Source organism: Actinoallomurus acaciae, from assembly GCF_042429965.1.
In the GTDB taxonomy this organism is placed as follows: Bacteria; Actinomycetota; Actinomycetes; order Streptosporangiales; family Streptosporangiaceae; genus Actinoallomurus; species Actinoallomurus acaciae.
The window spans coordinates 1-11,943 of the sequence record NZ_JBHLZP010000356.1 but is presented as its reverse complement, the minus strand read 5'-3'; the positions used below and the strand labels follow the sequence as shown (position 1 = coordinate 11,943).

Annotated in this window: 8 protein-coding genes; 5 read left to right on the top strand and 3 right to left on the bottom strand. The window is 70.4% G+C overall.

Going from position 1 to position 11,943, the window contains the following annotated elements; genetic code table 11:
* Both ACFFNX_RS34180 and ACFFNX_RS34175 read right to left on the bottom strand, forming a co-directional pair.
* Positions 1–2,259 (bottom strand): Tex family protein (locus ACFFNX_RS34180; protein ID WP_378210029.1); only part of this gene is annotated, 2,259 nt, incomplete at its 3' end.
* Positions 2,260–3,358: 1,099 nt separating this feature from the next.
* Complete coding sequence (locus ACFFNX_RS34175; RefSeq protein ID WP_378210027.1) at positions 3,359–3,574, bottom strand: DUF2277 domain-containing protein; 216 nt, start codon at positions 3,572–3,574, stop codon at positions 3,359–3,361.
* Positions 3,575–3,662: 88 nt separating this feature from the next.
* Here ACFFNX_RS34175 and ACFFNX_RS34170 point away from each other — a divergent pair, with 88 nt between their 5' ends.
* From ACFFNX_RS34170 to ACFFNX_RS34150, 5 genes are all read left to right on the top strand, one after another.
* Positions 3,663–4,532: an NAD-dependent protein deacetylase gene (locus ACFFNX_RS34170; protein ID WP_378210031.1), complete on the top strand. Its 870-nt coding sequence runs from the start codon at positions 3,663–3,665 to the stop codon at positions 4,530–4,532.
* A gap of 74 nt (positions 4,533–4,606) precedes the next feature.
* Positions 4,607–4,888 (top strand): SAV_915 family protein, encoded by a 282-nt coding sequence (locus ACFFNX_RS34165; protein ID WP_378210025.1) that lies wholly within the window; start codon positions 4,607–4,609, stop codon positions 4,886–4,888.
* A gap of 140 nt (positions 4,889–5,028) precedes the next feature.
* Complete coding sequence (locus tag ACFFNX_RS34160) at positions 5,029–5,256, top strand: hypothetical protein (RefSeq protein WP_378210023.1); 228 nt, start codon at positions 5,029–5,031, stop codon at positions 5,254–5,256.
* A gap of 127 nt (positions 5,257–5,383) precedes the next feature.
* Complete coding sequence (locus ACFFNX_RS34155) at positions 5,384–5,821, top strand: hypothetical protein (RefSeq protein WP_378210021.1); 438 nt, start codon at positions 5,384–5,386, stop codon at positions 5,819–5,821.
* A gap of 85 nt (positions 5,822–5,906) precedes the next feature.
* Positions 5,907–6,482, top strand: coding sequence for a hemerythrin domain-containing protein (locus ACFFNX_RS34150; RefSeq protein WP_378210019.1), 576 nt, complete (start codon positions 5,907–5,909; stop codon positions 6,480–6,482).
* A gap of 33 nt (positions 6,483–6,515) precedes the next feature.
* On the opposite strand, the gene ACFFNX_RS34145 is transcribed toward ACFFNX_RS34150, so the two are convergent.
* Complete coding sequence (locus tag ACFFNX_RS34145; RefSeq protein ID WP_378210018.1) at positions 6,516–11,165, bottom strand: hypothetical protein; 4,650 nt, start codon at positions 11,163–11,165, stop codon at positions 6,516–6,518.
* Between the last annotated feature and the right edge of the window lie 778 nt (positions 11,166–11,943).

Sequence of the window (11,943 nt, the reverse complement as noted above, 5' to 3'; positions counted from 1 at the left end):
GCGGCCCTGCCGGCCTGCGTTCCGTCCGCCGCCCTGGCGCCCGCCACCGCCCTGGCGTCGTCCGCCGCCGTCGCGCCGGCTCTCGCCCGGCTTGCGCCGTTCGGCCTCGTCGTCGAGCCGGAGGGTGAGCGAGATCCGCGCCCGCGGGATGTCGACGTCGAGCACCTTGACCCGGACGATGTCATTGGGCTTGACGACGTCGCGCGGGTCCTTGACGAACGTCTTGGACATCGCCGACACGTGCACGAGCCCGTCCTGGTGCACGCCGACGTCGACGAACGCGCCGAACGCCGCGACGTTCGTGACCACGCCCTCGAGGATCATGCCGGGCTCGAGATCGGCGATCTTGTCCACGCCCTCCTTGAAGGTCGCGGTCTTGAACGCCGGACGCGGGTCGCGGCCCGGCTTGTCCAGCTCCCTGAGGATGTCGGTGATCGTCGGCAGGCCGAACGTGCCGTCGACGAAGTCCTCCGGTCGTACCGTCCGCAGCGCCTTGGTGTTGCCGATGAGCGCCGAGACGTCGCCGCCGTCCTGCTTCAGCCCGGTCGACTCGAACATCCGGTGGACCAGGGCGTACGCCTCGGGGTGCACGCTGGAGCCGTCGAGCGGGTCGTCGCCGCCCTGGATGCGAAGGAAGCCCGCGCACTGCTCGTACGCCTTGGGGCCCAGCCGCGGCACCTCCTTCAGCGCGTTCCGTGACCGGAACGGGCCGTTGGCGTCGCGGTGGAGGACGATGTTCTCGGCGAGCCCCGAGCCGATGCCCGACACCCGCGTCAGCAGCGGCACCGAGGCCGTGTTGAGGTCGACGCCGACCGCGTTCACGCAGTCTTCCACGACCGCGTCGAGTGAGCGGGAGAGCTTGGTCTCCGACACGTCGTGCTGGTACTGGCCGACGCCGATCGACTTGGGGTCGATCTTGACCAGCTCGGCGAGGGGGTCCTGCAACCGGCGGGCGATCGAGACGGCGCCGCGCAGCGAGACGTCCATGCCCGGCAGTTCCTGCGAGGCGTACTGCGAGGCGGAGTACACCGACGCCCCGGCCTCCGACACCATGATCTTGGTGAGCCCCGGCATCAGCTTGATCAGGTCAGCGGCGAGCTGGTCGGTCTCGCGCGAGGCGGTGCCGTTGCCGATCGCGATCAGGTCGACACCGTGCCGCTGGGCGAGCTTGCCGAGCGTGGCGAGCGCCTCGTCCCAGCGGCCCTGCGGCTTGTGCGGGTAGATCGTCTCGGTGGCCACGACCTTGCCGGTGGAGTCCACGACCGCGACCTTGACGCCCGTACGGAAGCCCGGGTCCAGGCCCATCGTGGTACGGGTGCCGGCGGGCGCGGCGAGCAGCAGGTCGCGCAGGTTCGCCGCGAAGACGCGCACCGCCTCGTCCTCGGCCTCCTGCCGCAGGCGCAGCCGCAGGTCCAGATCGAGCCGGACGAGGATGCGCGTGCGCCAGGCCCACCGCACCGTCTCGGCCAGCCACCGGCTGCTCAGCGGTACTTCGAACCGCCGCGCGATCGACCGCTCGTACGCGGTGACCTCGCCGTCCTCCTCCTCCGGCGTCAGGGTGAGGTCGAGGACCTCCTCCTTCTCGCCGCGGTACAGCGCGAGGATGCGGTGCGACGGCAGCTTCGTCAGGGGCTCGGCGAAGTCGAAGTAGTCGGAGAACTTCGCGCCGGCCTCCTCCTTGCCCTCCCGTACGCGCGAGACCATCTGCCCCTTGGACCAGAGGCGCTCGCGCAGGTCGCCGATGAGGTCGGCGTCCTCGGCGAACCGCTCGACCAGGATCGCGCGGGCGCCCTCCAGCGCCGCCGCGGCGTCCAGGTCGTCCTTGACGAACGGCTCGGCCGCCGCCTGCGGGTCCAGCGACGGGTCGGCGAGCAGCTGGTCGGCGAGCGGCTCGAGGCCGGCCTCGCGGGCGATCTGCGCCTTGGTGCGCCGCTTGGGCTTGTACGGCAGGTAGATGTCCTCGAGCCGGGCCTTGGTGTCGGCCTCCATGATCTGCGCGCGCAGGGCGTCGTCCAGCTTGCCCTGCGACTCGATCGACTCCAGGATCGCGGTGCGCCGCTCCTCCAGCTCGCGCAGGTAGCGCAGGCGTTCTTCGAGCGTCCGCAGCTGCGCGTCGTCGAGCGTGCCCGTCGCCTCCTTGCGGTAGCGGGCGATGAACGGCACGGTGGCACCGCCGTCGAGCAACTCGACGGCCACCTGCACCTGCCGTTCGCGCACGCCGAGCTCTTCGGCGATCTTCTGGTGAACAGACGTCGACACGATCCCTTGCCCTCTCACTGAGCTTGGGATGCATTGTGCAGGCATCCGCCGTCATTGTCGCGCCAGACGGTGCCGTTCCGGGGGACCGGGCCCTTCGAACCCCCGCGTTGGCTGCTCCACAGCCCCTGGCGGGTCGCTGCCGGGGAGGGCCCTTCTCCGGCTGGGGCCTGTTTTGTGGATCTTGAATTGAGGGGTGGTGAGCAGCGCGTTCGTCGTAGCGTCACGAATCGTGTGCGGTGTCCGACACAGGCGCAGGTAGCTGCGGATCTCGTTGGTGGAACAACCCTTGTCGGCGGTGCGGCGACCGGCCGGGTCGCTTCGATGACCTGGACCAGGCGGGTGCGGTCGTCGACGTTGCCGTTCGTGCTCACGCCCGACGGCGGCAGGTCGTGTCCGTCGCAGGCCAGGTGGACCTAACGGGGTTCCAAGGGGGGATCTTGATCTCTTTGCCAGGGCCGAGGGGTCTTCGTGGTCGGCCCGCCACGGGATCGTCCGAGTGTCGGGCCCGTTTGGTGATCTTGCTGCCCCTCCCGGGAGTGTCCTTCGCGGGCGCTTGAACTCACGACGGCGAGCCATCAACCCACACCCACCAGGCCAAGATCCACGGAACACGTCCTGGCGGCGTACGTTGTTTGTCCACAGGCTGTGGACAAACGGCTCGCGTCGGGAGATCGACCCGTCACTGTCGCTGAGCGGGCACGTAAAGCCGGTCACGCAGCCCCAGAGGCGGTCGCGTTCGGGACTCCTCATGTCAGAAACCGCTTGGGTTATCCACAGCCACCGAGGCGCCCTTCCCCGAACGGGTTCGAGCGCTGGACAATGTGAATGGGATGGAAACCCCCGGGAGGGAGGGGTCCGCCGGAGGGAGGGGTCCGCCGGAGGGAGGGGTCCGCCGGAGGGAGGGGTCCGCCGGAGGGAGAGCCCCGCCGGAGGGAGAGCCCCGCCGGAGGGAGAGCCCCGCCGGAGGGAGAGCCCCGCCGGAGGGAGAGCCCCGCCGGAGGGAGAGCCCCGCCGGAGGGAGAGCCCCGCCGGAGGGAGAGTTCCGTCGTCGTCGCGTGGTTCTGGTGTCGTCGCTTGGTTCTGGGCTCTCGGTCGGTGTTCAGGTGTGGGTGCCGCGGATCCGCAGGTCGGCCAAGAGGTCGGTGGTCGCCTGGGTCACCGCTTCGACCGCGCGGTCGAAGACGGCCTCGTTGTGGGCCGCGGGTCTGCGGAACCCCGAGACCTTGCGCACGTACTGCAGGGCGGCCGCGCGGATGTCGTCGTCGGTGACCTCGTCCGTCATCGGTGGCCGCAGGGTCTTGATGCTTCTGCACATGGGCCCATCTAACGCCGACGGTGGGACAGTCGCGACACCATGGCTCAGACAACCGGACAGATCGGGCACCATTGATGATGTGACCGGGATGCTGAGCGAGCGTCCGGGCGACACGTCGCCCGAAGTTCTCACGCGGCTGGCCGACCTCGTCGCGGACGGCGACGTGGTGGTGCTCAGCGGCGCCGGCCTGTCGACGGAGTCCGGCATTCCGGACTACCGCGGTGAGACCGGTCGGAAGCGGCGGGCCGAGCCGATGACCTACCAGGCGTTCACCGGGAGTGCCGCCGCCCGCCGCCGCTACTGGGCGCGCAGCCACCTCGGCTGGCGGCACGTCGCCCGTGCCGCGCCCAACGACGGGCACCGTGCCGTCGCCGAGTTGCAGCGCCGCGGGCTGGTCGGCGGGATCATCACTCAGAACGTCGACGGCCTCCAGCAGGCCGCGGGCGCGCGCCACGTCATCGAACTGCACGGCAGCCTCGACCGGGTCATGTGCCTGAGCTGTGGCCGGCGTACCCCTCGGGAGGTCCTCGACGAACGCCTCGGCGCCGCCAACCGCGCGTGGAGCGCCGAGGTCAGCGCGATCAACCCCGACGGCGACGCGGTCCTCGCGGACGATGAGGTCGCGTCCTTCCGCGTGGTGGACTGCACCGACTGCGGCGGCCTGCTGAAGCCCGATGTGATCTTCTTCGGTGAGAACGTGCCCAGGTCCCGGGTGGACGAGTGCTACGCGCTGACCGAGCGCGCCGGGCTGCTGCTCGTGCTCGGGTCCTCGCTGACGGTGCTGTCCGGCTACCGGTTCGTCCGCCACGCGGGCCGGCTCGGCATCCCGGTCGCCATCATCAACCAGGGCGTCACCCGCGGCGACGAGCACGCTCTCGCGACGTTCGACGCCCCGCTCGGGCCCACGCTCATCGCCCTGCTGGCGGAGCTGGGCGACGCCTCGTTCGCAACGCGTTAAGGACCGCCGCGGCGTCGTGAAGGCTCCGTGCACGAGCCGCCCGGATGCCCGATTCGTCCCTAACGTGATTTGTCATGAGCGGAACGGGATTAATGGTCGTGCCGGTACGGAGCGGGTCAGGGACGGTCTCGCTCCGTTGTGGCCGGCTTCCGGGCGGTGAACGCGTCGGGATCGCCTTCACGACCGAGGCGCGCCTGGTCGAGGCCATGGGCGCGGACCAGGCATGGATCCGGATCCACGAACGCGCGATGCGCGCGATGCTCGCACCGCTCGGCGTGACGCGTCTTCAGGTGGACCCCCGGGTCGTCGCCGCCACGCCGTCGACGGCGGGCTTCGTGGTCCCCGCGGCGGTGTGATTCACGTGCGCGCCGGGAGGCCGTCCGGCCCCGCCGAGGCGTGCCGTTTCGCCGCTCCGGCCGGGCCGCCGGGTTTCGCCCCGCCGCGAATTCGTGGACCGGCCTGACGGTATTCATTTCCTAGGACCATACTGAGGAGGGTGAAGCCACCCCGCGCCGCGAGCCGGCGACACCTGCCCACCAGCCCTTTCAAGCCGCCGGCCGAAGCTCCGCCGGTCGAGCGGTTCGCCGTCGACGACCAAGTGGTCCATGACCAGTTCGGTCTCGGCGTCGTCATCGGTGTCGAGGATGACGTCGCCGTACTCGTCGACTTCCGCCCACGCCGCGAGCGCATCACGGCTCCGTACAACAAGATGACCAAGCTCTGATCAGAGCCACGGTGACGGGAGCGGCACGGCCGTCTCCCGCCCCGGCGGCCGCCTGAGCGCGCGCACCCGCACGCGCGTTCCTCGCCGCCGATGTCGGTCCGGCCTCCGGCGGAGTACGGTGCCGTGCATGCCGGCCGCCATCGTGCACCTGATGATCGCGGCCGTCTGGCTGGGCTCGATGGCCTACAGCCTGTTCGTCGTGCAGCCACGCGTGGGGCGGTTCTTCACCGACGAGGGCCGCCGCGAGGAGTTCCTCCTCGTGCTCGCCCACGGCAACCGGCGCGGTGTCGTCGCCGTGGTCGCCGGGCTGGCGCTCAGCGCCGCCGCCGTCATGGTGACCTGGCCGGCCGTCGCGGCCGTCTACGCCGTCGCCCTCGTGCCGTACGCCGCCGCCACGGGCATCTTCGTGAACGTCTCGTGGCGGCACTGGCCGGCGCGCGTGTTCGCCCTTCCGGACGAGCTGCCGGGCTTCCACCGGCGGCTGCGGATCCAGGCCTGGGCGATGCTCGTTCTCGTCGGCGTCGCCTTCGCGCTCACCCTGTCCGCCAGTGTCCTGCGGTGGTGACCTCGGCGGACCCAGGGGTTTCGCCGATCGGCACCGGGTAGGTCCCGGGGCGAGCCGGCGATGCGCGGAGAAAGGAAATCCGGCCATGGCCCAACGTCCGGAGACGATGCCGGGGACCAACGCCGTCGCGTTGCTGGTGCGTCAGCACGAAGAGATCCGCCGCCTCTGCCAACGGGTCGAGGCGAGCACCGGCCGGCGCCGGGAGGAGGCGTTCGAGGACCTCCGGCGTCTGCTCGCCGTGCACGAGACCGCGGAGGAGGAGGTCGTCCATCCGGTCGTCCGGCGCATCGCCGATCGCGGCGACCGGCTCGTCGACCGCCTGCTGGAGGAGGAGAAGCGCGGCAAGATCATGCTCCGCGACCTGGAGCGCATGGGCACCCACGACCCGAGCTTCCCGCCGATGTTCGCCCGCTTTCGCGCCGCGATACTCGAACACGCCGAGCACGAGGAGCAGCAGGAGTTCCCCGTGCTGAGCCGGCGCGGTCACGCGGAGCTGCGCGGGCTGGCCGCCGCGATCAAGGCGGCCGAGGCCGTGGCGCCCACGCATCCGCACCCCGGCGTGGAGTCGGCGAAGAGCAACATGATCTTCGGTGTCTTCGTCTCGGTCGCCGACCGGACCCGCGACCTGGTCCGTACGCTCACGCGCGGCGGGCGCCGCTGACGGCGGCACCCGCGGCCACGGCTCAGCGCCCGCTCACTCCACGATGCCGACCGTGGGATGCCGCTCTTTGAAGTAGGCGAGGTCGGTGTCGGTGAGCGCGATGTACAGCCCCTTCGGGACGTCCGCGAGCAGATCCGTGCCGTCCGGGAGATGAGCGACCCCGGTGAGGTTGGCGGCGAAGACCTGGGCGTGGGACACCCCCTCCTCGTCCCGCTCCCGGATGTCGGTGGCGCCGGCGTCGTTCGAGAAGGTCGTTCCGCGGTCGCTGCCCCTGCTTCCCAGTCCCGTGAGGGTCTCCGGGCCCGCGGAGAGGCCGGTCTGGTGGCTGGTGGTCGTCCCCTGCCCCTGCTCGTCCTTGTTGAGCGTGGTGTCCTGTTGGTACATGCGGATCTTGTACGACGCGTCGGTGAGCTTGACGAGACTCGTGATGTTGATCCCGAGCTGGATCTCCTCACCCGATCGGTGGTTGTCGCTCGGATGGCCGAACTCGTGGGCGAGCAGCCGGTCCACGTGTGCCAGCAGGTTCCCCTGGCTGAACTTCTCATCGAATTCCGCGTCGAGGTACCGGCTGAGCTCAGGTCCCCGAAGCGGCTCGGACAGCTCCGGTACCGCGCCACGGAACCTCTTCGGCACCGCGGCGATCGCGGCCATCTCCCGGAGCGCCGGTGCCCCCGGGAACGCGATGCGGTGAAGCATGCCGGGCTCCAGCAGCGTCGCCTGGTGGGGCAGGGGCGCGGTGTACTTCGCCCAGCGGTGCGCCTCACCGGAGACCCCCGTCCACCCGGGCACGCTCTCACCCGCCGCGGCGGGCAGGGTGAGGTGATCGGCGACCGCCACGACGATGCGCCCGGAGGTGTGCTCGGTCGTGGTCCGTACGTTCTGCCGGTGGTCGCCGAACGCCGCGGCGGTACGGTTGCCGGTCCGCGCCGCGACCCACCCGCTGGCGTTCCGGGCGGCGTTGACCATGGATTCGACGGCCTTGGCCGGCAGGTCCACGGAGCTGATCGAGACTTCGAAGTCGACGTCGTGGGTGAATTCCTGAGAACCCTCAAGTGTCTGGCGCCGGTCGTACCTCCGCCGGCCTTCCCTGGCGCTGCGGCCGGTCTCGGTCTGTGAGCTCCTTCCGTACGTGTGCTGGCCGCCGACGCCCACGTCGTGGTAGCTGAAGATCCCCCGGACACGCCACCGGAACCCTCGGCTGGAGGTCTCCTTGGACGTCCCGGCGGTCGCGTCTTCGGGCTGGCTCCGGATCATCTGACGGAGCTCGGGGCGATCGCCGGTGTGTCTCCCCTCGTTCAACCGGGCATGGACGGAGACGCGCGTGACGCGGGTGTGGCCGTCGCCGAGCGACGTGTGGAGCACCTGTGTCACGCCGTGGTCGACCAGCGTCGGCAGGTCCGCGGCGAGGGCCACGGGGCTGAACCGCTTCTCGAGGATCCTCACGTTCTGGCTCGCGGTGAGATGCTCCCCCTTGAAGAGGGTCCCGGCGTCTTCAAGCGCGCCGACGATCTTGTTGAGCAGGTGGGGGGCCTCCACGACCTCGGGGAACGCGGAAGGCATGGCCGCCTCGGGCAGGTACGTCCGCGGCTCGGTCGCCGGGACGACATCGGCCGACGAACCGGACAGGCCGTGCCGCTGTGCCATTCGGTCAGGCACGATGAGGTCGAGGCTCTCGTGGGCGAGCAGGTGCACGGGCGTGCCCTCCTCGACCGTGTGCCCCTTCCACCGCACCGGCGTCACCTTGATGTGCAGGTCCGCGCGGTCGAGGATGTGCGACACTCCGTCGTCCCCGTACGTCCCGCGGAGGACGGCGGTCGAGCCCTCCTCCGCGGTGCCGCCCGTGGTCCGCCCGATCCCCTTGGTGAAGCCGACCTCGTGGAGTCCCTCCGCCGGCCCCGCGTGGACGTGGACGCCGAGAAATCTTCCCTGCCCGGCCAGATGCCGGCCGCCTTCCGTGGTGGATCTGTCCTCATAGGCCGTGGTGCGGTAGTGCTCACTCTCGATTCCCCGGACCGGGAACTGGCTTCGCGGGGCGCCGACTCTGAGCTCGATCCGGACGGCCTGCTGCCAGCCGTCCACGGTCTCGTCAATGGGGATCTTGAGACCGCCCGGGGCCGTGAATCCGCCGAAGTCGGTCTGCAGCCGCGACGGCCGGATCGCGTCGCGGATCCTCATGGGGACGTCGAAGCGGTCCTGCGGAGCCTCCTGGCCGTTCAGGTCCGCCAGCGCCCGGCCCACCTCGAGATCCAGGTCCCGGATGGCGGCGACGGTCGGAGTGATGCCGGTGACCTGGCCGGACAGGTCCAGGCAGTTCTCGGGGAAGTCATTCGTCCGTTCGAGACGGCCGATGTCGGCTATCGCGGCCTCGGCGACGGGGCCATGGGGGAGGTGCACCTCGGGCACCAGGACATTGACGGTCATGTCCTTCCCGCCGATGGTCCACGAGGTGTCCGTGGACGACCCGTCCGGCCCGTGGACCCGCAACCGCGCGGTGTAGGCGACGCTCTTCTTGATCTTTATGGTCGGCCCGCTCGTCTCTCTCCGCGAGTACGAGGTCATGTTCTTCCCGAGCTCGTCGCCGTTGGACCGGTCGAGCCCACCGCTCAGCGTGAGCTTGGCGGGGCTGACCTTCACCCACTTCAGCGGTGAGAGAAGCCGGCGGAGGCGAGGGCCGCCGGGCATGTCGGCCACGCCGTCGAGCTTGAGCTCCAGCGCGCCGACGGCGTCCGCCCCGACGCCGAAGACCTTCTCACGTCCGACGGTTATCCCCGACATCGTGAGGTCGCGGGTGTTCACCGTCATGTCGACCGTGGAGCTGTCGACGACGTCCCCCGGTTTCGCGGTGAGGGACACGTCGATCCGATGTCCGTTGATCACGGCGCTGAAGTCCACGCCGTTCACCAGATCGGCGACCGTACGGCCTTCGAGCCCCCTCTGGCCGAACGAGGGTGCGAGCAGCTCCGAGAGGCGCGCGGACTCCGCCTCGGTGATGCCCGGGATCGCGTCGCTGATCGCCTTCCCGAGCTCCGGCACGATGCGTTCGGCTCCGGGCAGCTCGTGCAGGGTCCCCCGGCCCGAACCGCGGCCGGCCGCCAGCGCCGGTGGCTCGCCCGGAGCCCCCGCGGCGTCATGCGCCAGGGCCGGCGCCGCGGAATGGGTGCTCGGTACGGGATGCAGGAGGCCGCCGGTCTTCTCCGCGCCCCAGATGTCGTGCTCCATCTGGGAGGCGTCCTCGGCCCGTACGGTCAGCCAGCTCGGCGCGTCGACCGTGACCGTGCCCAGATCCTTCGACGTGAGCTCGACTTCCAGCCTGGCGCGGTACACGTCGACCGGCACTTCCTTTTCCAGCGCCGTCAGTTTCACCATGCTCGTGTCGGCGTTCATCGTGACGTGGACGTGTCCCTTTTGATAATGCCCGCCGAGGGACAACTTGACGGTCCGCCCGGAGGGGTCGAAGAACCAGCTGAACTTGATCCTGCCGGCAGCCTGCCACTTCGCCTTGGTGCGTTCGCCCTCCCGGTGGACGGTGCTGGTCGCGAGGTCGTCCCGGATGGTCCCGTGGGTCCGGGCCAGGTGTTCCAGCCGTACGACCCGTGCCTTGACCTCGACACCGGCGACGGTGAAGCCGTCCAGCAGAGCCGCGCCCTGGTTCATCAGCGGCTGCTGCCCGAGCGGGCCGTCGGCCAGCCTGTTCACCAGCTCCGTCACGGCGTCGGGCTTCATCCCTCTGGCCAGAGCGTGGCTCACCAGCTTCGCGAGGATCGGGCGGTTGTCCACGGCGGTGAGGATGGGGCGGTACGGGCGTACCGCGCCGGCCTTGTCGGGCGGCACCTCATGCCGGGGGAGAGGGGCCAGCGTGCCGTCGGCGGAGTTCTCTCCCCGGAAGTTCTCCGGGAACGCGATGGTCATGGAGAGGTCCGGGACCCGGGCGTCATTCGGGAGCTCGGCCCCGTCGAGGAACACCTCGACCGACGCGCGGACGTCGAAGGCGTCATGGGCGCCCACCATCACCTTGTGACCGGGCATGACGCGCACGACTTTCGCGTGAGACCGACTCGACGCATCCGACCGTGAGACGCCGGGCAGGGCGTTGTCATCGGTCATGTCGGAGATCTCTTCGTTGTGTGCGACGCCGACCGACGTCTGCCTCTCCGTGCCGGTGCCCTCCCGCACCGCCGCCTCCCAGCTTCCGAACTCGACCGAATATCTGCGGGCTCCGCCGGAGACCTCGAGGTGGACCGGATCGCGGGGATGGAGCCACAGCGTCACGGTGTGCCGGCCGCCCTTTCCGCGCACGGTGATCGTCTCGCCGTTCTTCAGCAGGTCGAGCAGCCGGTCCGGACTCCGGTCGGCGAGCACGTCCGCGAGGTGCCGCTCGATCGCGTCGCGGACCCGCGGATCGAGATCGGGCGCGAAGCCCTTGCCCCAAAGCCGCGCCGCGGCGAGCGGGTCGGCGGGAAACTCGGCCTCCCGGATGTCCATCCCGTCGCCGGCCACGCCCTCCTTCGCGTAGTCCGGCCAGACGACCGCCTTCGCCGGACTGCCGGGAATCCCGTGGGCACCCGCTGCGGCACCGGCAGGGGAGACGGCCGGGTGGGCGTCGGCGGATCCAGCGCCGGGCGGGCGGTTCAACAGGTCGGCGATCGGGTTCTTGGAACCGGCGGACGACGATCCGGAGGTCACCGGCAGCGACGGTGTTCCCGTGCCTCCGTTCGTGGGTTCGGGTGGTGTGGGGGATCCGCTGCCGGGGAGCGCGGGGGGTGCGGGTGGTGGTACGGGTGCGGGGAGGTTGTTGCCGGTGGCGGGGGCCTCCCCGGGGTAGAAGGGGACGGGCGGGGAAGGCCGGTCGGGTACGGCCGGCAAAGCCGAACCACTGGAATGGACCGTTCCCACACCCGGGGCCTCAGGCGTATGACCGGCAGAACGCGGCGGCTCGAACACCTTCGCGAGCTCAGTAGGCGACCCCGACCCGGGCTCGGGTTCGGGGGCTTTGACGAGTTCAGCATGAGACACCGGCACAGCCCCAAGCTCACCCGGGTGGCCCGGAGCGGGCTCGGAGACGACCTCACCCTCATAGTCATAACCCGCACCATTCTCAGCATGGAACCGATGACCATCCCCCGCCGGCAACCCCCCCGACGACGGCGACGGCTCATCCGGAACCACCTCACCATCAACAACCTCACCACCATCCCGCCCCCAACCCCCCCGAACCCCCGAAAACGCATGCTTGACCGTCTCCATCCCCGCCATACCAAACCCGAACGCCGCCGCCTGCCCCACATCCACGTGATGCTCCACCAACGCCTGCCCCGCCACATTCCCCACCGTCCCCGTCGTCCCCGCAAACAAAAACCGCGCCGCCCCACCCCTCACCCCACCCGCATCCATAAAATCCGCCAACGCCGTCGTCAACCGCGACCCCCGCGCCGCCACCCACGACCCCCCCCCCCCCCCCCCC

Excerpts from the sequence above, each read along its gene's own strand:
- ACFFNX_RS34165 (WP_378210025.1), top strand. The coding sequence starts at position 4,607 with ATGAGCGGAACGGGATTAATGGTCGTGCCGGTACGGAGCGGGTCAGGG.
- ACFFNX_RS34150 (WP_378210019.1), top strand. The coding sequence starts at position 5,907 with ATGGCCCAACGTCCGGAGACGATGCCGGGGACCAACGCCGTCGCGTTG.
- ACFFNX_RS34155 (WP_378210021.1), top strand. The coding sequence starts at position 5,384 with ATGCCGGCCGCCATCGTGCACCTGATGATCGCGGCCGTCTGGCTGGGC.
- ACFFNX_RS34170 (WP_378210031.1), top strand. The coding sequence starts at position 3,663 with ATGCTGAGCGAGCGTCCGGGCGACACGTCGCCCGAAGTTCTCACGCGG.
- ACFFNX_RS34175 (WP_378210027.1), bottom strand. The coding sequence starts at position 3,574 with ATGTGCAGAAGCATCAAGACCCTGCGGCCACCGATGACGGACGAGGTC.